This window comes from Mucilaginibacter lappiensis, assembly GCF_050433765.1.
GTDB classification, from domain to species: domain Bacteria; phylum Bacteroidota; class Bacteroidia; order Sphingobacteriales; family Sphingobacteriaceae; genus Mucilaginibacter; species Mucilaginibacter lappiensis_A.
In genome coordinates, this window is the sequence record NZ_JBNPWP010000011.1 from 219,255 (window position 1) to 241,368 (window position 22,114).

Sequence of the window (22,114 nt, forward strand, 5' to 3'; positions counted from 1 at the left end):
AAAGAGTTGATTTAGTTACCTAAAAGCTCAAATCAAAAAGTGATGCCGAACTTGTTTCGGCACCCCACGGACAGTTAGTCATTATACCGTACACTATTCATATGAGATGCCGAAACAAGTTCGGCATGACTTATTTATTTTCTCTGGAGCTGAGCGACTGCGGTAATTTATTCCCCCTTTAGGGGGCCAGGGGGCTTAAAACTCCAGCGTCAGTTGGTCACCGGGACCAGCTTCTCTTTCTTCTTTTTGTTTGGGTACGATATCACCAAAATTGGAGAGGGATATGCCCAGCAGCCTGATCCTGGCATCTTCGGGGTTGGTGGCGGCTATGAGTTGTTTGGCGGTTTTACTGATGGTTTCCAGATCATTGAAAGCAGTGGGGAACGATTGGTTACGGGTGATCTGTTTAAAATCACTGTATTTTACTTTGAGCGTGAGCGTACGGCCCTTTAGCTCATATTTAAGCAGCCGGTTGTGCACCGTTATCGCTATTTTATCCAGCTCGGCCTCCATTTCTTCGAGCGTGGTGAGGTCATAGGCAAAGGTATCCTCGGCCCCTAATGATTTTGTTTCGCGGTGTGGCTGTACCTCGCGGTTATCAATGCCCCGAACTATCTGGTAATAAAATTTGCCGGCTTTACCAAAATGCCGGGTCAGCTCATCCTCGGTAAGCTTTTTTAAATCGACGCCGGTATGCAGGCCCATTTGTTTCATTTTTTGGGCTGTCACTTTACCTACGCCAAAAAACTTTTCAACGGGCAGGCGTTCCATAAAATCTTCGATGGTTGATGGGCCAATAAACTTTAACCCATCAGGCTTATTAATATCAGATGCTATTTTGGCTACAAACTTATTGATGGATACCCCTGCCGATGCGGTTAGCTGCAGTTCATTTTTTATAGCTTGTTTTATTTGCCTGGCAATTTCAATGGCCGAGCCTATGTTTAGCTTGTCGTTGGTCACATCGAGATAGGCTTCATCCAGCGAGAGCGGTTCTATCAGATCTGTATACCGACTGAAGATCTCCCTGATCTTTTGCGAAACTTCATTATACGCCGCGAATCGAGGCCTCACAAATATGGCATCGGGACAAAGCTGTAACGCCCTTTTTGACGACATGGCCGAGCGGACACCAAACTTACGGGCCTCATAGCTTGCCGTGGCTACTACCCCGCCCCGGCCCTGCGGCAAGCCGCCTACCACCAATGCCTTGCCCCGGTAGTCCGGGTTATCCCGCTGCTCAACCGACGCGTAAAACGCATCCATATCAATATGAATAATTTTACGAATTATTTGTGTGAGCTCGTTTTGCATGGGATAAAACAAATATAGCTTTCTAACCCTATAAAGGGTCATTCAGCGTCGATGTTGGGGGGAGAGGGTTAAGTATCTCTATTCTTCTATTTAACATTTCACATTCTTCTTTGTAACAATAAACTATAATTAACATAAAAATTATATTGCATTTTAATTCCATTGTTGATATTTGGCAATTCCAAATCAATAAGAATGAAGTTTAAATATCTACTGCTTATTTCATTATCCTTTACCACCATTTCGGTATCGGCACAAAAAAGAAAATCTGTATCCGGTCAATCATCTTCAGCTGCAACATCACTATCCCGCCCCAAACTGGTTGTTGGCCTGGTGGTTGATCAAATGCGTTGGGATTATTTATACAGGTATTATGACCGCTACCAAACCGGCGGATTTAAACGTTTATTGAATGAGGGTTTCACTTGCGAAAATACCAATATTGACTATATACCAACCGTAACAGCCGCTGGGCACACCTGTATATACACTGGTTCGGTACCCGCTATACACGGTATAGCAGGTAACGATTTTATTATACAGGCAACCGGAAAATCCATGTATTGTACTGACGATAGCACCGTAAGGGCCGTTGGCAGCACCTCAAAAGCCGGGCAAATGTCACCACGTAATTTGTTGGTTACTACCGTTACTGACGAGTTAAGGCTGGCAACAAATTTCAGATCAAAAGTAATTGGTATTGCCCTGAAAGACAGGGGTGGTATTTTACCCGCGGGCCATGCGGCCAATGCCGCATACTGGTTTGATGATACCAGCGGCAACTGGATAAGCAGTACTTATTATATGACCGATCTGCCTACCTGGGCCAAAAAATTCAACGATCAAAAAATACCCGAAAAATACCTGAAACAGGATTGGAACCCGCTTTACCCTATAAACACCTACCTGCAAAGCGCATCGGACAACAGCGCCAAATATGAAGGCAAATTTGCGGGTACAACTACGCCAACCCTGCCGGTTAAAACATCAGAACTGTACAATGGCAGAATGGGCATGATCCGCTCTACACCTTTTGGTAACACCATGACGCTTGATTTGGCTAAAGCAGCTATTGAAGGTGAGCAATTGGGTAAAAACACCGTGACCGATTTTTTAGCGGTGAGCCTGTCATCAACAGATTATGTTGGTCATCAGTTTGGTCCAAACTCTGTGGAAGTGGAAGATACTTATTTAAGACTTGACAAGGACCTGGCTTCTTTTTTCAGCTACCTGGATGCAACGGTGGGCAAAGGCAATTATTCGGTTTTTATAACTGCCGATCACGGCGCCGCGCATAACACCAATTTTTTAAAGGATCATAACATTCCGGCAGGGCTTTGGGACGACGCAGCAACAGCAAAGGAAATGAACGCGATGCTGGAAGATAAATACAAGGTAAAAAACCTGGTGATCAGTATGGATAATTACCAGGTGAATTTTAGTAATGCCGCCATTAAAAAAGAAGGCTTAAACGAAGATGCTATTAAATTGGATTGCATCCAATACCTGCAAAAACAACCCGCCATTGCTTTCGCGGTTGATATGCAAAAGGCACAAACCGCAAACCTGCCCGAAGAACTGCGCAGCCGCATTATCAACGGATACAACGTAGAGCATAGCGGGGGTATACAAATTATTTTAAAACCGGGATGGTTCTCTGGACACGGCGCTACCGGTACAACGCACGGCACCTGGAACCCTTATGATACACATATTCCGTTGGTGTTTATGGGCTGGGGCATTAAACATGGTAGCCTTACACGCCAAACACATATGACTGATATTGCCCCTACTGTGGCATCGTTATTACACATACAGGCGCCTAACGGTAATATAGGTAAAACTATCAGCGAAGTGTTAGTTCAGGAAAAGCGATAAGAGGGGCGGGGTGCGTGGAGCCCGGATCGGGAAGTCCTGGCATTGGCGTAAACAGGTCTTAAATCAAATTAATACAGAGACGCATACTTGCGTCTCTTTTTCAATAAAATACGGTCACCAGAACAGGGAGAACAATGAAAAAGTACGTCTCTAAATTTCATTATTTAACGCAGGACCTTCCGGGGCGCAGTCATGTACAACAGGTGCAGATGGCTTGCGGGGCGGGCGCCAATTGGGTACAATACCGTTGCATGACCAAACCCGAGGATGAACTGATTGATGAAATAAACGAGATAGCCGAGATCTGCGATGACTGGGGTGCCACCCTGATCATTACCAATCATTATGACCTGCTTGACAGGGTTGACGCCCAGGGCGTACATATAGAGGATTTTGACGCTGATTTTGTGACCATACGCAAAGTGATAGGTGAAGATAAAACATTGGGCGCATCGGCCACAAATCCCGATGACCTGTTAAAAATACAAAACCTGGGCGTGGTTGATTACTGTGGATATGGTCCCTTTGCGCATACCGATACCAAGCCCAATGATTATACGCTGCTTGGTTTTGAAGGGTATCGCCAATTGGAAAAACTGCCCGTTAATATCCCGGTGATAGCGGTAGGCGGGATACAGCTGCAGGATGTGGAGCATTTATTAAAAACAAGTATTTATGGGATAGCGGTATCCGGAGCTGTTAATCTGTCGCTTGATCCGGCAGGAATGGTGAAGGAGTTTTACAGGAAGGTTTATTAAGTCGTCAGCCCCCTCTAATCTCCCCCAAAGGGGGAGACTTCAAAAAAGTATTTTAAAGCCCTCTCCTTTGGAGAGGGTTGGGTGAGGCTCCTCAATGACGTGTTGTAAGCAGGGGGAGTATTCCGTCAAATTGTATTAATGTCGTCACAATCACATTGACTATAAATCCCATATTTATTTTTCATTAAATATTCATTTAATCTGCCTACTTTTAAACAATGTCTTCGCACCACATTGTACGTGAAAAACAAGAGCCTGCTTTACTGGTTCTTGGGGTTGATAATTTTTCAGAAGAGCTGCTGGGTCAGCTGTTGGAGTGGAGCCCTACGGTAATAACCACTCCGCATACCGCCGAAAAACTGGATACCTTTGGTATTAAGGTAGATTGGGTGATCACAGACGGGGAAGGAGGGGTTTCACAGTCGGATGTTAAACTGATGCCGGTTGGTGATGACACATTGACAGGAGCAGCATTAAAATATTTGATCGCACACAACTATCCGGCGGTAAATATCGTAACTGATATATTGGATCTGGATGATTTTGCGGATTATGCCGGTAAAATTAACCTGGTGATATTTAAGGGGCATCAAAAAATTTATGCGGTTAATTCCGGCTTTAGCAAGTGGAAACCCGCGGGAGAGGTGATCAGGCTATTATCTGATGATGTTGAAGTAAATTACAGCGGGTTAGAAAAGGTAGATGCAGACAGGTATAAAACTACCAATGATGGTTTTTTTACCCTGCAATTTGAGCGGCCGTTTTTGTTTATTGCCGAGGACCTGGATTGAGTCATAATAAAGTATAAATAAGCTGTTTTTACAGCTAAAAATTTTGTTGGTGTGCTTTTTGTTAATTATAATTAAATACGCGTTAAACCGTTTAAACATTTATTAGTCTATGTATTTATATCAGCAAACAATATCGGGCTGATTGGTTAAAAAATTTTCATCATGAAACGGACATATAAAAACTTATTTTCATTTGCTTTAGGTGCTCTATTGAGCTTGCCTTTAGCTTTTACTGCCAGTGCACAGCATAGAGGTGGTAGCGGCGGCGGCGGTGGTGGCGGCGGTGCCGTAAGATCATCAGGCGGTGGTGGCGGTGGTGGTAGTTTCTCCAGACCTTCAAGTGGTGCTTCTGTTTCGCGCCCTTCATTTAATAATGGTGGCGGCGCACGTTCAGCTGTAGCTGCTCCACAACGTACTTATGGTTCAGGAACTGCAACGCGTAGCGGAGTAAGTGTAGCTCCACAACGTACCAATGGTTATGCCAACAGGCAAAACGTAGGTGTAGCACCTGGTGGTAGCCGGGTTAGCGGAAGCGCAACACGTAATTATGGTTACGGTACCCGTGGTTATGCCAGTGTTGACAGACGTGCCTACAACGGCGGTCGCGGCACTTATTACAGAGGCGGTAATTATGGATACGGACGCCGTGTTTATTCAGGTGCCTATGGCGGTCGTGGCGGTTATTTTGGTAGCCACTACTATTACCCATACCGTAACTATTATAACTCATATTATTTGCCAAGACTTGGTTTTAGCATAGGATTTTTACCTTATGGCTACTATCCATTCTATTGGGGCGATTATCAATATTTCTACAGCGATGGTTTATACTATCGTCAATATAACGACCAGTATACTGTTGTTGAACCACCGGTAGGTGCCGAGATTAAAAATCTTCCTAAAGATGCTCAATCTATCATGATCAATGGCGAGCAGTATTATGAATCAAACGGTGTTTACTACCAGCCTATCACCAAAGATGACGGAACCGCATCTTACGTAATTGCAGGTAAAGACGGCGAACTGAACACAGATCAGGGCGGTGGTAATGGCGATTATCAGCAAGCTCCTCAAATGGGGGACATTGTATCTCAATTACCAGAAGATAGCCGGAAAATAAAGATCAACGGTGAAAAGCTTTATGTATCTCCTGATGGTTTTTACTACCAGGAAACATCTGATAACAATGGGAACAAGGCTTACAAAATTGTAGGTACCCCAAGTGATGATCCCGGAGATCAACAATAAGAAAAATTAAAATTATATATAAACAGGCTGCCTCAGTAATGAGGCAGCCTGTTTTGTTTTTGTGCAGTATTATAGCCCCAAATATTAAATGTTATAAAAGTATTTATGCCGATGGTGGTAAATGGCTAACTTTGCCCCCTGTAATGTTAACCTGATATCATGAAATATATAATACCCGGTTCACTTTTTGCCATTCTCATATCCATATCATGGAGCGCCAATGCGGCAATTTTAAAAGATTCCCTAAAGTTATTCCGAGCCAATAATGCCAACATACAGTATGTAGGGCGTATTGATTTTTCAAACCCTTTAAAGCCCAGGATGTGGTCGCCGGGGGTGTACATAAAGGCCCGCTTTATGGGTAAAAAGTGCCAGCTGCTTATTAACGACGAAGTGATGTATGGCAAGAGCCATAATTACCTTGAAATTGCTGTTGATAATAACAAACCCTATCGCATACAAACCACCGGTAAAATCAATGTGATCACCGTAGCCGAAGGCCTTGCCGATGGGGAACATACCATAACAATCTGTAAAGACACCGAATCGCAAATAGGGTATATTGATTTTGTTGGTTTAAGATGCCTTAAGCTTTTATCCCCGCCCAAGCAGCCAACACATAAAATTGAATACATTGGCGATTCCATGACCAGCGGTGCAGGCATGGATCAGTCAACCACGCCTTGCGGTAAAGGCGAATGGTACGATCAGCATAATGCCTATATGAGCTACGGGCCGCGTACCTCCCGTAATTTGAATGCGCAATGGCTGCTTACCTCGGTATCAGGCATTGGGATGGTACACAGCTGCTGTAATATGGATGTAGCCATGCCACAGGTGTTTGATAAGGTTTACCTGCGCAATGATTCCCTGGCCTGGGATTTTAAACGTTATCAGCCCGATGTAGTTACTGTATGCCTGGGTCAAAACGATGGCTTGCAGGATTCGATCCTTTATTGCGATATCTACAGTAAATTCATTAAAACATTGAGGCAAAAATATCCGGCTGCGGATATAGTTTGTTTAAGCAGCCCCATGGCCGATGAAAAATTATCCATAGCATTACAGCATTACCTTACCGCTATTATCGCTAATGCTAATTTAACCGGCGATAAAAAGGTGTATAAATACTTTTTCTCCAAAAGATATTATCAAGGCTGTGGCACGCATCCCGATTTAAAAGAGCATGAGTTTATAGCCGACGAGCTAACAACCTACCTGAAGCAGCTAAAAGGGTGGTAGCTTCTTTTTTAAATTAAAGAAAACATTTTTAAATCGCGGCTATTATTATTTAAGTATTACTTAAATAAAACTGTTATGGAAAATCATAATCACCAGGAGTTAATTCAGAAATTACTGAATTGTATGTTGGCATGCGAACACTGTGCCACCGCTTGCTTACAGGAAGAAGACGTGCAAATGATGACCCGCTGCATCAGCCTTGACAGAGACTGTGCCGATATATGCACACAAGGAGCCCGCTTGCTGCAACGGGATTCTGTAATTGCACATCAATACTTAGTACTATGCGAAGAAATTTGCCGCCTTTGTGCCGACGAATGTGGTAAACATAACCATGATCATTGCCAACAATGTGCCGACGCCTGCCGCGTTTGCGCTGATGCCTGCCACGAACATCACCAGCCTATTACACAGGATTAACAGATGTGATAACTGGAAATTTATAGGGCCATGCTGAGTTTGTCGAAGCATGGTAGGAGGCCTCTGCGCTCGATTCCCATGACGTGTTTCAGTTTAACAATTAACAAATATGTCATTGCGAGCGCAGCGTGGCAATTTCCTCATGCAATTGGCGAAAGCAAAGTTTGTTACTTGTTCTGATGAGATTGCTTCGTACTTCGCAAGTATCCTTTATCCAATCCCTTTACTCATAGCTATGCCGCTCAAAATCATAATCAGATTGTGAGGTGATGATCTTTTTTCGCCGTTCAATATCCGTATCTACATTGTGATCGTAAATATTATCGGTAACGGCTATATCACGCTCCTTATCTTTTTCGGCAAAGTGGATGTTGGCCTCTGATATTTTTCCTATGGCCACATCATAAGGTCCCTTGGGCGACATCAGCTTTACAAATACCGGCAAACACTCAAACAGGATAAACAGCCACCCGATAAATGAAATAGCCAGGTAAGTATCCAGATCGCGCGAGCCGTTTTCATTGTAGGTAAGCTGTCCAAGCGCCCAGTTACGGTCGCTGAAGCCTGCAATGCTCGAAAGGCTGTCCAACTGGTGCTCGGTAAATAGCCGGGTGCTGTTCAGGCCCTCATAGTCCTTTCGTGTAGCAAGGTAATTGTCCATCTGCCCTAAATTTTGCGTCACCTCCTTTAAGCGGTTTTCCTTTTCTTCCAACACCGATTGCTTTTGCTTGGCATAGGTGCCATAACCCGTAATGCCCGATGTTTGGTTTGTTTTATCGCCAAAAACTTCCTGGTTAAGCAGGTAGCGCGAGCGGTTAATATCCCTTTCAAGCGAGTCCTTTTCCTTTTTCAGATCGCCGTTTTTGCCCATCTCCATCGCATATTTTTGCTGATAGGTTTTTTCGAGCGTATCAATTCTGCGGTGCTGGCCCTTCAGGTATGAGGTTTTTAACTTCTGGCGTATTTCTTTATCAAATATCTTTAGTTCAAGCGGTCGCGAAATAACTATCCCTATCATAATGGCCAGCAAAATACGCGGCGAAGCCTGTATGATCTGCTGGTTGGTGCTGCCCTCTTTATTAATGCTCGATACAATGTAGCGGTCCATGTTAAAAATGGCGGTTCCCCATATCAAACCAAACAAAATGGCAAAACCTACGGCAAAAGCATCACCATTAAAAACAAAATACATGGCATACCCGCCGGATAGTGAAGCAAACAAGGCGGTAAAAAATATAGTGGCGCCAATACCTACATATTTATTATGCTCAATAGGGTATTTTTTTAGGGTATCAATATGCGCTCCTGAACAAAACCAGAAAAAGCGTGTAATTTTTTTCATCTATATGATCCTTTTTTAGTGATGATAAGTGTTATAATAGTGTAAAGGTTTTAACCCATCATCGTTATTTAAGACACCTTATTGCATCAAAACACAAATATTGTGCAATATTATAGATAAAACGCACTTAGGCTTCGATTGTTACAAAAATCTGGCTTAATTATTTGATATAGAAAAAAAGCTACCTTTGAGTTATAATTTATTTGACATGAACGAGATAACCGTACAGGAACTAAAAGAAAAGATTGACAGTGGCGAGGATTTTCAATTGATTGACGTAAGAGAAGATTTTGAATTTGAAACATCTAATCTGGGCGGCCAATTAATACCGCTTGGCGGCATTTTAATTGAAGCCGATAAAGTAAGCAGAAATAAGCCGGTTGTGGTAATGTGCCGCAGCGGTAAACGCAGCGCGGCGGCCATTATGCAGTTGCAGCAGCTGGGTTATACCAACCTTAGTAATTTGCAGGGTGGTATTTTGGCCTGGGCCGCAGAAATTGACCCCACACTTAACGTATACTAATTATGGGTTTTAAGTTAGTGCTTAACGTATTGTATACCATAGGTATTGTTTTATGTCTGTTTGTAGCATACCAGGCCAATACCAGTAAAAACTATACGCTTTTGGGCGCTGCCATATTGGTAGCAGGGGTAGTTATTGTACTAAAAATAAGGTTGTTAAAAGACGTAAAAAACTCACAAAAAAAGCTGTAACTTCATTGCATGTTTATAGCAATTTTAGGAGTAATTGTGCTCGTTGTGGGTATAGTGCTCAAACGCTCGCCCGAGCCTGCTGGCCGTTTTAGCGGTGTAGTAAGTATTGCAGGGATAGCAATGGTAGCCGTTGGCTTATTACTATCCATGTTTAAAGTTATTGAACCCGGTAAAGTTGGTGTGCAAGCCCTTTTTGGTAAGGTACAGGACAATGTACTGGAAAGCGGTTTGCACATCATTAACCCATTAGTTGATATTACTACGTTTGATATACAAACCCAAACGTACACAATGAGTGCCGTTAGCAATGAGGGCCAAAAGGAAGGCGACGATGCCATTCGCGTGCTATCAAGTGACGGTTTGGAAGTTACCATTGATCTTTCTGTTTTATACAAGGTGACCCCTGACAGGGCGCCTTACATTCTTCAAAACATTGGCGAAAACTATATTGATAAGATCGTGCGCCCGGTATCGCGCACGGCTATACGTGATAACGCTGTAGCTTATGCCGCTGTGGACCTGTACTCTGTGAAAAGACAGGAGTTTCAGGATAAAATAAACCGCTACATTACTACAAATTTTGCCAAAAGAGGACTGGAGCTGCAGCAGATCCTGGTGCGCAACATTACCCTGCCAGCCTCGGTACGTGCCAGTATCGAATCAAAGATAAACGCCGAGCAGGACGCTCAGAAAATGCAGTTCGTGCTGCAAAAGGAACGTCAGGAAGCCGAACGTAAACGCGTGGAAGCCCAGGGTATAGCAGATTATCAAAAGATCCTGTCTACCGGTTTGTCAGACAAACAACTCCAGTACGAAGCCATCAAAGCCCAAAAGGAAATAGCCCTGTCGCCAAATACCAAAGTGATTATTATGGGTGGCAAAGGGAACCCTATTATATTGAGTGATAAGTAAGTTTTTGGCGGAGGCCCTTTCCTAATATTCAATTTGTCATCCTGAGGAACGAAGGATCTATGGTAAACTATATATGGAGCAGAACAGATGCTTCACTGCGTTCAGCATGACAAAATTTTTTATTAAAAGCGGAGTCATGGAATTTCCTGGCGGAGAACCGGCCACAATATGACGTTCCCAAAACCGCATGTACTGTGATTTTGTAATATCTTTATCTCCACTATGAAACTATCAGTATCAGACCACAACACCGGCGGCGATCTGTTGCTGCACAATAGCGAAACACAGTTGGACCGTCTGTTTTATACGCGCGACTTTGACTATAAATATTTTACCATAGCCTGGAACCGCGGCGAAAAGCAAACCGTAACCATTGATGGTTATCCGCATGATTTTAAGCCGCATACCGTACTGCCGCTCATGTACAATCAGTCGTTTTATTTTGAGCGCTCCGCGGATATTGTAGCCTGGCAGTTTAACCGCGAGTTTTATTGTATTGTTGACCACGACACCGAGGTGAGCTGTGTTGGCTTTTTATTTGGCATGAATGATAATGTGTTCATTGACCTGGACGACGATAACCGCAGAAAGCTGCAGATACTGCTGGATATATTTATTGAGGAACTGAAAACCAACGACGACATTCAGAACGATATGCTGGTGATGCTGTTGAAACGGCTCATTACCATGATCACCAGGCTTGCCAGGGCGGGCAAATTCCCCGATGTAAAACTGAACGACGACAGGTTCCACATTCTGCGGAAGTTTAATTTACTGGTTGAAATGAACTTCCATACCCAGCATAGTGTAAGTTATTACGCGGGGCGGCTAAATAAATCGCCAAAAACACTGTCCAATCTTTTTGCCCTTTATAACTATAAAACGCCAATCCAGATCATTCAGGAACGGATCCTGATAGAGGCTAAGCGCCTGTTGTCTTATACCGACAAATCGGCCAAGCAAATTACATATGAACTGGGTTTTGATGACGCGGCTTATTTCAGCAATTTTTTTAAAAAACACACCGCTTTATCGCCATCGGATTTCAGGAATAATAAGAAAATGGTGCCCGCAGGGAAATAATTACAAGTCATCGGGAATTATCCCCATTCCGCAGCCCTAAAAGTTGACGCACCTTTGTATCGTTGATCAGGATATAAAAAATCAACATACAAAAACAAATGAAAACTCAATCACTAAGAAACAAATTAAAAGCAGGCATAGCTGCTTCAGCAATTATCTTATCAACTATTATTGGCTCAGCTCCCAAAGCCGAGGCACAAACTCCTGTAAAGAACGTAGTAATTGTACACGGCGCATTTGCCGATGGTTCGGGCTTTAAAGGCATATACAACATACTTACCAAAAAAGGATATAATGTTACTGTTGTTCAAAATCCTTTAACATCCCTTAAAGACGATGTTGACGCTACCAACCGCGTAATTGACAAACAAGACGGTCCGGTTATATTAGTTGGCCACTCCTGGGGAGGTACTGTAATTACCGAAGCCGGTGTAAACCCAAAAGTAGTAGGTTTGGTTTATATAGCAGCCTTTGCACCTGATAATGGCGAAAGAACTATAAAACTGGCACAGTCATTACCAGCAGCGCCCGAAAATGGCATCTTGCCTCCGGATGATAAAGGCTTTCTTTATTTTAGCAAAGAAAAATTCCATGCTGGTTTTGCCGCCGACCTGAGTAAAGAAGAAGCCGACTTTATGTATGCCTCACAAGGCCCTATCGCTGTGCAAGGTTTTGTAGCCCCAGTTACCGAAGCCGCTTGGAAAACTAAACCAAGCTATGGCATAGTGGCTACCGAAGACAAAGCCATTAACCCCGACATTGAACGTAACATGTACAAACGTGCCGGCGCCAAAGTAACCGAAATAAAAGCCAGCCACGTAGTATTTATATCACACCCTGATGCCGTAGCCAAAGTTATTATTGAAGCTGCCAATAACGTATCTGCAACAAAATAATCCGGAGTATTATTTATTAAAAAGCCCGGATGCCAGTAAAGGCATCCGGGCTTTTTTGTTTGACTGCCATTATAAAAGTTTGTATCTGTTAACGTACAATCGGGTTATATTCCATCCCACGCGTCATTGCGAGGAACGAAGCAATCTCTATGCTATACAGGCGAATAGTGCATGTCGTATACCCGCTCTTGGCCGCGGGAGGGCCAGTTACTTTGTAGCCACAAAGTAACCAAAGGGCTTTCAGCAGAAATGCTTCTTTGCGCTCATGGCCTTTGCCCTGCAAAGCAGGCAGAACCACGGGCTGCTTAATTTTTACTCTACTTCGTTCCCGCTATCCCTGCTTCAGTAAAAATTGCTAATGCCCTGCCTTGCGCACAACCCACCATGTTCTGCCTGCTTTCGTCCGAAGCTTATCTGCTGACGGGGAAGAACGATGGTAGCCTCGTGCGCAAGGCAGGGCCAAGAGAAAAGTATAGACAGTCGTGTTCGCATTTTCAAAAATGAACACCTCCTGTTAACAAGAAAAAATTAGTGCCTATAACCTGATCCCCAACCCTGCATCATTATTCAGGATATACCTGCCATCAGCAAAATCGGGCATTTGGTAGGGGTTGTTGCTCACCAGGAAGGGGCCGTCAAGATCAACCCAGTCGCATTGCGGGGCCAGTGCCAGTCCGGCCAGGGCGGCGCAGCTGGTTTCGGTCATACAGCCAATCATGATCTTCAAACCAAGCTCACGGGCTTTGGCTATCATCCGGCTGGCTTCATAAACCCCTGCCGATTTCATGAGCTTAATATTGATGCCGGTATACACGCCTTTGGCCTTCTCCACATCCTCAAAACGCTGTACGCTCTCATCACCAATAATAGGGATGGGGCTGCGCTCGGTGAGCCAGGCATTACTGTCGGGGTCGGTTTTGAGCATGGGTTGCTCTATGAGCTGTACGCCTTGTTCCTGTAGCCAGTAGGTCATGTCCAGGCTTTGCTGCAGATCGGTCCAGCCCTGGTTGGCATCCACATAAAGTGGCACATTGGTAACCGAGCGTATGGTACTAATGAGTTCTTTATCTGTATCGCGCCCCAGCTTTACCTTGATCACCTTAAAGCCTTCGGCTTCCTTTACTTTTTTAATGATCATTTCAGGCGTATCAATACCAATGGTAAAGCTGGTCACCGGCATGTGGGCGGGATTGCTGCCTAACAATTGCCAGCAGGGCTGTTGCTTTATTTTACCGTCGAGGTCATGCAGGGCAATATCAATAGCGGCTTTTATGGCCGGGTTGCCGAGGGCAAGGCTATCCAGGTAGCTGATGATGGCACCAAAATTAAATGGATAACTAAACTGGCTAATATCAACCTTACTCAAAAACTCCGTAGCGCTCTGGTGGCTCTCGCCCATGTAGGGCACCATAGATGCTTCGCCGTAGCCAGTATAGCCCTCGTGCTTAATTTGTACCAGCATAACGGGGGTAGAGGTGCGCGAAAACTTGGCTATGGTAAAAGCGTGCTTTAATTGCAGTTCAAAGGGTTGATATGTCAGTTCCATGTTGAAATTTCAGATGTGCAGATGTGCAAATATGCAAATTTCAGATGTGCGGATGTGCAAATATGTAGATGTGCAGATGATAAGAAATTAATTTCAGATGTGCGGATGTGCAAATATGTAGATGTGCAGATGATATAAGAAACAGCTTCAGGTAAAAAAACTGCATATCTGCACATCTACATATTTGCACATCTATATTCCTGCTTATCTTTGCGCCCATGTCGGCACAAATTTATTCACCGTTCGAGCGTTTTAATTTCAGCAATAATAAATGTTTCCTAACCGGGCAGCCTTTAAATACTGAAGAAGAAAAGATCCAGGTTTTTCCGCAATGGCTCATGAGCCGCTACAACCTGGAAGACCAGCCCTTTAAACTGCTCGACGAAAGCATGGCCACCTACAAGGACCTTAAACTACCCTGCACCGCTGCAGTAAACGAGCAATTTCTGGAACCCCTGGAAGCCGAAATTTCCGCCGCCTTTGATGCCGGATACGAAGCCGTAAAACAGCTTGACGATCTGAAACTTTTTCAATGGGCAGGCAAATTGCTTTACGGAATTATTTTTAACGAGATACAGGCCGGTATCAAACAGCAACATGCCCAGGGCGAAGAGTTTAACATGTCGCAGGCTATTATTCATAAGTTTAACCACCTGCATTTGATGCTGCAAAGCTTAAACTTGCCCATTGAATTTGATGGTTTTAAGCCTTTTAGCATGGTTTTATTTAAGGTAGATAATGCGGACGATGTGTTCGGCTACCGCGATGAGATCAATACCCTGACTTTCTCGCTGCGGATAAAAGATTTCGGATTGATCATTTGCCTGCAGGATAATGGCGCTAATGCCAGCTATCACAAAGAAGCTTTAGAAAAGATCAAAGATCAAACCCTGCACCCCATACAGTTTGAAGAGGTTAACGCCCGGTTCTTTTACTCGGCCTACCTGTTTAACCGCCTGCCCGAGTATAATATTTTACCCGTTAACGATACCATTTACATAGAGGCCATGCCCCTGCGCGGTACCAGCACCAAACCCTTGTTTGACGACTGGGTAAATAAAATTTACGGCCAGGTGCTTGAAAACTTCTGGAAAAACTGGGGTTTCCTGCTCCTCGAGATCATCAAAAATCCCGAAGAGCCGATGAGCTTTTTATTTGATGCCGATGGCAAGCCAATTAGTGGACAAGCGATTGCACTTGCTCGGTAATTTGCTGAAAAAAGCCAGGCAAAATACCAGGGTGAAAAATGATGGTGATCATCAACCCGCTAAGCGCGCCGTATAAGTGGGCATCGTGGTTAATATTGTCGCGACTGTATTTGGAGGAATAGCTGCAATACACCAGGTATAATACGCCAAATATTACAGCTGGTATGGGTATAGGCAAAGGCAGGATCATCATTTTACTCAATGGGTTATATAATATCGCGCTAAAAACAATGGCGCTCACTGCTCCCGACGCACCAAGGCTGTAGTAGCTATAGTTTTCTTTATGTTTGAGTACCGATGGCATATCGCTTAAAATTAAACTTACCAGGTATAACACCCCAAACTGCCAGTGCCCCAATTGTGGCTCCAACTGAAAGGCAAAAAAGTAAAACGACAGCATATTAAAAAACAGGTGCATCCAGTCTTTATGGATAAGCCCGCTGGTAATAATGGTATAAATATATTTGCCGCGCGAAACATTGTAAGGGTGCAGCATGAGCTTACCGTACAGGTTTTCGTTAGAGAAGGCCATTAACGAGGTAATGACGGTAATGACAAATATTACGCAGGCAACGGGAGAAGTAAGAAGGTTTTCCATTAATTTAAATCGAGTTTGGTATTGGTTAATAACCGGCCTACAGGGTAACGCATATATGTTTTTTCGAAATAGGGCGAGTTACGGTAAACAAAGAAAAGTTGTGCCTGGGCGCTGTTAGCCAGTTGCGGGTCTTTAGTTTTAGCATCGTCCAGTTTCTTTTTCAGTTCAGGGTCTTTTTTTAGCAGCTTGGCCGCAATGTCTTCAAAAACATAATCAGAGTAGTACTCTTTTTCGCCCAGCATCGAATCAAAAAAGTTCCAGGCAAAAAATGAGTCGACCCCTTGCGGCTCCAGCGTTTCCACAATATAACGGTTAATTGGCTGATTAGTATATACTACATAATCGCCGGTATAAAATTTTACAGGCATATCAACCGGATTTAGCTTCACGTTATTGTGCAGGTAATGCCCTTCAAATGGCTTTTGCGGAGTTTTATAATCGGTAATATAGTACATCTGCAAATTCAACGTAGTATCATGTGCCAGTTGCTGCAGTTTTACCCCGTTTAGCTTAAACAGATCGATAATTTTACCCCACGCTTGCGGAATTACATAAGCAACAGGCTTATCGGCAGTGGCGGTAACTTTGTAGGTGTTATAGTATTTTATGGTTTTGGTATAAGGCTTATCGCGGTCATAGTAAAGGCGTGTTAAGCCGCTAATTTCGCTGGGCTTATATTCGGCACTATAGCCTTTAAAGGTGATGGTATCCACTTTTTGCATGTCGGCTGCCCAGCCCAAAGCGAATGTTTTTTGCTGCGTCACCTGTTCATCGACTTTTTGTTTTAATTCACCTATCAGTTTGGCATCGCGCTGGTTAATACCAATCAGGTGCTGCATAAAATCATACGTAGCATACACCCTTTTGTCAAAGGCCTTAAGCATGTGCGTTTCGGTAATATAACTGATGATGTTATGCTGGGCGGCAAAACCGGTTGCAAAGCGGGGAGTTTCTAAAAAGCTCACAATGCCCGAATCTGGTAAACCTTCTTCACCGGCACCATAAGGGATCATTTCGTAGCCGCTTTTTTTCATGTGGCTGTATAGGTAGGGTGTAAGCGTTTTGGTGGTATAATCGGCCAGGGTAGGGTTTTGCTTGTCCTTTTGAGTTTCTATCAGGGTCATCACATACTGGTAGTCGGCGCCATCACTGGTATGGTTATCCAGGAAAATCTCCGGTTTCCAGGTGGTTAATATTTGAGTAAAGGCAAGGGCATTGCGGCTGTCAGCTTTTATAAAATCGCGGTTAAGATCAAGATTACGGTAATTACCCCTGAAACCATAGGCTACAGGTCCGTTTTGGCTTACGCGACTTAAACCACGGTTCAGGCTGCCATCAATATTATACAGGGCTATTAAGCAAATTACCACATCCTTAGGCAGCTGATTTTTTTTAAGCAGATCGCGCACCAGCATCATACTGGCATCAATGCCTTCGGGTTCGCCGGGGTGTATGCCGTTGTTGATAAGCAGAACCCGCTTGTTTTGTTTTTTGATCAACGCCGGATCAAATACCTTATCGCGCGACAGTACGATGAGGGTAAGTGGTTTACCTATATCAGTAGTGCCGTAATTAAGCATTTTCATTTGCTGCGGATACAGCTTGTTCAGTTTTTGGTAATAATCAATTACCTGGGCGTAGGTGGCGGTGTAATTTTTATCCTTGCTCAGTTCAAATGGTGTTAACTGTGCTTTTACGGATAAACTGATAAAGCAAACAAATAAGGCCGATAAAGCTATTTTCATGAATTGTGTTAAAGCTCAAATATAGGGTTAAGTATAAAAAGCAGGCAGGTATGTAAGGGTATTTTTACTATAAAAAGAGTCAAGAGATAAGAAACAAGAGCCAGGGAGTCCGAAAATGGGTCTTAATTCTTATCTCTTGCTTTTATTCCAAAGCAGCAATTTCGGCCTGGATCTTTTTGGGCAGGCTTTGAACTACCAGTTCGTACGAGTGGTCAATCAGTTCGCAGAGTAGCTTACGGGTTAATGAACCATCCATATAAACGGTGTTCCACATTTTTTTATTCATATGGTAGCCGGGTTGTACCTCAGGGTATCGTTCGCGCAGGTCGGCTGCCCGTTCAGGGTCACATTTGGCGTTGAAGCTGTTGCCGCTTTGAAGGCCTGTCAATAAAAACATTTTGCCGCCAACTTTAAAAACCAAAGTATCCTCACCAAAGGGAAAACCCTCTGTTGCTCCTGGTTTTTGCAGGCAATAATCACGTAGTTCTTCTATGTTCAAAATTTAAAATTCCTTATCAATTTGTTATAAGATACTGTATTGCCAAAATTATACCTAAAACCTATAGTAAAATGGGCATATTGATCAGGTGCGTTATTCTTGAATATTTGTGGATTATCATTGTATCCGTCAATGCCTTCGGCAAAGGTATAATTGTGTTCATAACCTATGGTGATGGTATAGCCCGGTTGATCATAATCGTCATAAATTTTAAACTCATAACCCAAGCGGAGCGGGATTACCATGTTTATGCTTTTATCTTGCCCTTCAAAGCCAACGGTGGTACCTATAGGCCCGTTTTGGGGGTATAAAGGCAAATTAGTTCGTTGTATATCAACCATTTTGTTGCTGATTGCACCAATGCCGGTACCAATGTAAAAATTTTTCACGACGTTTAAAAAATCACTGTACGAGTAATCAATAATATCGCCCATTTGCAAATCGGCATGTAAAATTAACGCCTTGTAATTGTTTTTATATTGCCTGCCAAATTGATCTTTATCAGGCGTGCGCCCTCCTCCTGAAAGTGTCCCGAACTGAAATTCAAGAGCTATTGGCAGATATGGATTATAATTGTAGGCGATATTAAGGTTAAATATGGGATGATAATCCTGCTTCTTTGTATCGGCATAGGCTTTGCCATAGCCAATACCTCCGCCCCATCCCCATTCATAATAATTATAACCGCTTTGCGCTTTTGCGGTAGTTATAGCGAAAACCAGAACAAAAAACAGAATAAATTTTTTCAATATTAAATTTTAATCAATATTTACAAAGAAACCAGTCAGGTACGGGTGCTGATAAATTTTACTAATATAGCCTTATGAATTTTACTTCATCATTAAATTTCACCGTAACCGAACGCTTTTTACGTTACGTTACCCTTGATACGCAATCAGACCCCTCTTCTGTTTCGTTTCCATCAACAGAAAAGCAAAAAGATTTGGGCAGGCTACTGGTTGAAGAATTATTAACCATTGGTGTGAACGACGCGCACCTGGATGAATATGGCTACGTATATGCCACTATACCAGCTAATACCGATAAGCAGGTGCCTGTAATTTGTTTTTGCTCACACATGGATACCGCGCCCGATTGCAGCGGAAAAAATGTTAAGCCCCTTGTTCATAAAAATTACCAGGGACAGGATATTATACTGCCTGATGACCATGCGCAAATTATTAAACAGGCCGAGCACCCCGACCTGAAAAACCAACTGGGCAATGATGTGATCACAGCCAGCGGCACTACTTTGTTAGGCGCCGATAATAAAGCCGGCGTGGCCGAAATTATGGATGCCTGTTACCAACTGATGAACCATCCCGAAATAAAACATGGCAACATCAGGATATTATTTACTCCGGATGAAGAGGTGGGCCATGGGGTTGATCATGTGGATATAGCCAAGCTGGGTGCTTATGCGGGTTATACCATGGATGGCGAAAGCGCCGGTAATATGGAAAATGAAACATTTTCGGCCGATGGAGCCAGGCTTACCATACATGGGGTTAGCTCGCATCCGGGCTTTGCCAAAGGTAAAATGGAAAGCGCCATAAAAATTGCCGGTGAGATCATAGCGGCATTGCCTGATGATCTGTCGCCTGAGCATACGGAAGAAATGCAGGGATTTATACATCCGGTAGAGATAGATGGGCATGTGGAAACCGCTGGTATTGATTTTATTATTCGTGATTTTGATGAGAAAAAATTAAGTGACCATGCAAACGTTATCCGCAAAACTGCCGATGAGGTATTAAAAAAGTTTCCGGGATCATCGTACCAGTTAACAGTAGCCCAACAGTATCGCAACATGAAAAATGTGCTTGACCAGCATCCGCAGATCGTGGAGTATGCCATGGAGGCCATTAACCGCACCGGCCTAACTGCAAAGCTTTGCAGTATAAGAGGGGGTACCGATGGTTCAAGGCTATCGTTCATGGGCTTGCCATGCCCCAATATTTTTGCAGGCGAACATGCCTTTCACAGCAAGCAGGAGTGGGTATCGGTACAGGATATGCAAAAAGCGGTTGAAACCATACTGCACTTATGCATGATATGGGAAGAAAAAAGTTAAAAATATCAGTCTAAACAAATGTTAATATGTACACCATCAGGACAGCAACTATAAATGATGTAGAAACCATAAGGCAGATAGCCGACCAAACATGGTGGGCCACCTACGGGCCTATATTGGAGCGGGAACAGATAGTTTTTATGCTGGGCGAAATTTATTCGGAAGATAAGGTTAGGAGTCAGATAGAAAATAACCTGCAGACCTATCTTTTGCTGCTTGAAGATGGGCCGCCGGTAGCTTTTGCGGCCTACTCACCCCGCGAGGAAAATGCCGATATCTATAAGCTGCATAAACTATATTGCCTGCCTGTAACGCAAGGTAAGGGATATGGTAAAATACTGATCAACGAAGTTGCCCAAAAAACCACTGATGCAGGCAAACACATACTTGAACTCAATGTAAACCGGTATAATAACGCTAAAACTTTTTACGAAAAAATGGGCTTTACTATTGCCTACGAAGAAGATATATCAATAGGTAAGTACTGGATGAATGATTATGTGATGAGGAAGGAATTGTAACGATTTAAAGAAAATTTTGGCATTTAGTTTATAATGGATAATTTCATGTCTTATCCTAAATTTTTATGCAGTCATTTCTGAGTTCAAGATCTAAACTTAAATTAAAAATATTTGGCTGGTACCAAATAATTGGAGGAATAGTAGGGCTTTTGATTACCATTTGGCTTATAGCTCATACCGGGCAGATAAACGGGTTGATATTATTATTCATTTTGGTTGCTTTTGGGCTTTATGGATTCTCTATTTACTGCGGCAGGCTGTTGCTTACAGACAAGTATTCCCGGGGACTTAGTTTATCAATCATTAATCAGGCACTTCAGATAATACATTTTGCCATGCTTGGTTATGCTTATCAATATGCGTCGGGTTTAATGTTTGAATTAGGAATGGGTATAAACCAAGGGCTTAAGTTTAACTTTAATTTTGCGCTTAACTCCGTTTGGCAATTATCAATAGGCACAAACAACAGATCATTTATTCTGGCCTTTAACCTGGTAGCTATTTATTGGTTATACTTCATTGAAAAATTAAGAATAGCCATAAAACAGGAGCAGGCAAATATTGAAGAATTGCAACATGACAATGGCTTGCAACCGGATAAGTTTGGAAATGATGATGAACTTACAGATAGTCAACCCGCGCTGTAAATTTAACCCATCTGCTTCTTATATTCTTTTTTCCAATCAAGATAGCCCAACAGTGCCATGGCTACGTATATAGCATACATCATAGCGGTTAGGTGCAGGTCCTTAAAGATATATATACCTACGTAAATAATATCCACAAAGATCCATATCAGCCAGTTTTGTAAAACCTTGCGTGCTAAAAGGTACTGGGCCACTAAACTACATGCCGTACAAAAACTATCCAGATAAGGGAACGAAGCCGTAGTGTACTTTAAAACCGAGCCTAATATACAGGTGAATAAAACTACAGCGATAGCTGACAGGATAACCTCTCTTTTGCTGATGAATGTAACGGGTGTTTTTTTCTCGTTAGCAGGCTTTCGGCTCCAATGGTACCAGCCGTAAATATTCATGGCCATAAAGTAAAACTGCAGCCCCATATCGGCATAAAGGCGGGCTTCAAAAAAAATAAAGATGTAAATGCCCACGCTTACAATTGCAAAAGGCCAGTTCCAGATGTTGTTTACAGCGGCCAGGTATACACAAAGCAAACCGGTTATAACGCCAATGATCTCGGGCCAGGTTTGATGGCCCCACCATTCCTGGAGGAAATGAATGATCTGCATTGATCAAATATATAAAAAAAGGGCCGTTAAGTATGATTAACAGCCCTTTGCGTTTTTATTGCTCCCCCTTTAA

23 protein-coding genes are annotated in these 22,114 nt (G+C 43.1%); 15 read left to right on the forward strand and 8 right to left on the reverse strand.

Features of this window, described 5'->3' with window-relative positions:
- Positions 1–195: 195 nt before the first annotated feature.
- The gene (gene dinB / locus M2273_RS26305) at positions 196–1,314 is read right to left on the reverse strand and encodes a DNA polymerase IV (protein ID WP_429400756.1); all 1,119 of its coding nucleotides are present in this window, start codon (positions 1,312–1,314) and stop codon (positions 196–198) included.
- Between the two features lie 195 nt (positions 1,315–1,509).
- Here dinB and pafA point away from each other — a divergent pair, with 195 nt between their 5' ends.
- From pafA to M2273_RS26335, 6 genes are all read left to right on the forward strand, one after another.
- Positions 1,510–3,192 (forward strand): alkaline phosphatase PafA, encoded by a 1,683-nt coding sequence (pafA, locus tag M2273_RS26310; RefSeq protein WP_429400757.1) that lies wholly within the window; start codon positions 1,510–1,512, stop codon positions 3,190–3,192.
- Positions 3,193–3,326: 134 nt separating this feature from the next.
- Positions 3,327–3,950, forward strand: coding sequence for a thiamine phosphate synthase (locus M2273_RS26315; protein ID WP_429400758.1), 624 nt, complete (start codon positions 3,327–3,329; stop codon positions 3,948–3,950).
- Between the two features lie 218 nt (positions 3,951–4,168).
- Entirely contained in the window at positions 4,169–4,741 is a 573-nt protein-coding gene (locus M2273_RS26320; protein ID WP_429400759.1) for a thiamine diphosphokinase, read from the forward strand.
- 162 nt (positions 4,742–4,903) lie between these two features.
- Positions 4,904–5,989 carry a DUF6515 family protein gene (locus tag M2273_RS26325; protein WP_429400760.1) on the forward strand — a complete coding sequence of 362 codons (1,086 nt, stop codon included), beginning with the start codon at positions 4,904–4,906 and terminating at the stop codon, positions 5,987–5,989.
- Between the two features lie 159 nt (positions 5,990–6,148).
- Positions 6,149–7,231 (forward strand): GDSL-type esterase/lipase family protein, encoded by a 1,083-nt coding sequence (locus tag M2273_RS26330; protein ID WP_429400761.1) that lies wholly within the window; start codon positions 6,149–6,151, stop codon positions 7,229–7,231.
- 75 nt (positions 7,232–7,306) lie between these two features.
- On the forward strand, positions 7,307–7,651 hold the full coding sequence (locus M2273_RS26335) for a four-helix bundle copper-binding protein (protein ID WP_429400762.1): 345 nt from the start codon (positions 7,307–7,309) through the stop codon (positions 7,649–7,651).
- Between the two features lie 223 nt (positions 7,652–7,874).
- Here the strand turns inward: M2273_RS26335 and M2273_RS26340 are convergent, their stop codons facing one another.
- Positions 7,875–8,993 (reverse strand): DUF4407 domain-containing protein, encoded by a 1,119-nt coding sequence (locus M2273_RS26340; protein WP_429400763.1) that lies wholly within the window; start codon positions 8,991–8,993, stop codon positions 7,875–7,877.
- A 208-nt stretch (positions 8,994–9,201) separates the two neighbouring features.
- Between M2273_RS26340 and M2273_RS26345 the strand changes: the two genes are divergently transcribed.
- The 5 genes from M2273_RS26345 to M2273_RS26365 all read left to right on the forward strand — a co-directional run bounded on the left by M2273_RS26345 (position 9,202) and on the right by M2273_RS26365 (position 12,598).
- A complete protein-coding gene (locus M2273_RS26345) occupies positions 9,202–9,516 on the forward strand; it encodes a rhodanese-like domain-containing protein (protein WP_429400764.1) in 315 nt (104 codons plus the stop codon).
- Between the two features lie 2 nt (positions 9,517–9,518).
- The gene (locus M2273_RS26350) at positions 9,519–9,707 is read left to right on the forward strand and encodes a DUF6358 family protein (protein WP_429400765.1); all 189 of its coding nucleotides are present in this window, start codon (positions 9,519–9,521) and stop codon (positions 9,705–9,707) included.
- 9 nt (positions 9,708–9,716) lie between these two features.
- Complete coding sequence (locus tag M2273_RS26355) at positions 9,717–10,619, forward strand: prohibitin family protein (protein WP_429400766.1); 903 nt, start codon at positions 9,717–9,719, stop codon at positions 10,617–10,619.
- Positions 10,620–10,841: 222 nt separating this feature from the next.
- Complete coding sequence (locus M2273_RS26360) at positions 10,842–11,702, forward strand: helix-turn-helix domain-containing protein (protein WP_429400767.1); 861 nt, start codon at positions 10,842–10,844, stop codon at positions 11,700–11,702.
- A 98-nt stretch (positions 11,703–11,800) separates the two neighbouring features.
- Positions 11,801–12,598: an alpha/beta hydrolase gene (locus M2273_RS26365; RefSeq protein WP_429400768.1), complete on the forward strand. Its 798-nt coding sequence runs from the start codon at positions 11,801–11,803 to the stop codon at positions 12,596–12,598.
- A 535-nt stretch (positions 12,599–13,133) separates the two neighbouring features.
- Here M2273_RS26365 and M2273_RS26370 read toward each other — a convergent pair.
- Complete coding sequence (locus M2273_RS26370; protein ID WP_429400769.1) at positions 13,134–14,144, reverse strand: dipeptide epimerase; 1,011 nt, start codon at positions 14,142–14,144, stop codon at positions 13,134–13,136.
- 218 nt (positions 14,145–14,362) lie between these two features.
- Here M2273_RS26370 and M2273_RS26375 point away from each other — a divergent pair, with 218 nt between their 5' ends.
- Positions 14,363–15,352, forward strand: a complete 990-nt coding sequence (locus M2273_RS26375; protein WP_429400770.1) for a hypothetical protein — start codon at positions 14,363–14,365, stop codon at positions 15,350–15,352.
- Here the strand turns inward: M2273_RS26375 and M2273_RS26380 are convergent.
- The 4 genes from M2273_RS26380 to M2273_RS26395 form a co-directional block, all read right to left on the reverse strand.
- Positions 15,321–15,950, reverse strand: coding sequence for a rhomboid family intramembrane serine protease (locus M2273_RS26380; RefSeq protein WP_429400771.1), 630 nt, complete (start codon positions 15,948–15,950; stop codon positions 15,321–15,323). The genes M2273_RS26375 and M2273_RS26380 overlap by 32 nt on opposite strands.
- Positions 15,950–17,695: a M14 family zinc carboxypeptidase gene (locus M2273_RS26385; protein ID WP_429400772.1), complete on the reverse strand. Its 1,746-nt coding sequence runs from the start codon at positions 17,693–17,695 to the stop codon at positions 15,950–15,952. Before M2273_RS26385 ends, M2273_RS26380 begins: the two co-directional genes overlap by 1 nt.
- Positions 17,696–17,837: 142 nt before the next feature.
- On the reverse strand, positions 17,838–18,194 hold the full coding sequence (locus M2273_RS26390) for an MmcQ/YjbR family DNA-binding protein (protein WP_429400773.1): 357 nt from the start codon (positions 18,192–18,194) through the stop codon (positions 17,838–17,840).
- Entirely contained in the window at positions 18,191–18,943 is a 753-nt protein-coding gene (locus tag M2273_RS26395) for a hypothetical protein (RefSeq protein ID WP_429400774.1), read from the reverse strand. Before M2273_RS26395 ends, M2273_RS26390 begins: the two co-directional genes overlap by 4 nt.
- A 74-nt stretch (positions 18,944–19,017) precedes the next feature.
- Here M2273_RS26395 and pepT point away from each other — a divergent pair, with 74 nt between their 5' ends.
- From pepT to M2273_RS26410, 3 genes are all read left to right on the forward strand, one after another.
- The gene (gene pepT / locus M2273_RS26400; RefSeq protein WP_429400775.1) at positions 19,018–20,268 is read left to right on the forward strand and encodes a peptidase T; all 1,251 of its coding nucleotides are present in this window, start codon (positions 19,018–19,020) and stop codon (positions 20,266–20,268) included.
- Between the two features lie 26 nt (positions 20,269–20,294).
- Positions 20,295–20,789, forward strand: coding sequence for an N-acetyltransferase family protein (locus M2273_RS26405; RefSeq protein ID WP_429400776.1), 495 nt, complete (start codon positions 20,295–20,297; stop codon positions 20,787–20,789).
- 65 nt (positions 20,790–20,854) lie between these two features.
- Positions 20,855–21,436, forward strand: a complete 582-nt coding sequence (locus M2273_RS26410; protein WP_429400777.1) for a hypothetical protein — start codon at positions 20,855–20,857, stop codon at positions 21,434–21,436.
- Between the two features lie 2 nt (positions 21,437–21,438).
- On the opposite strand, the gene pnuC is transcribed toward M2273_RS26410, so the two are convergent.
- Positions 21,439–22,041 (reverse strand): nicotinamide riboside transporter PnuC, encoded by a 603-nt coding sequence (gene pnuC / locus M2273_RS26415; RefSeq protein WP_429400778.1) that lies wholly within the window; start codon positions 22,039–22,041, stop codon positions 21,439–21,441.
- Positions 22,042–22,114: the final 73 nt, after the last annotated feature.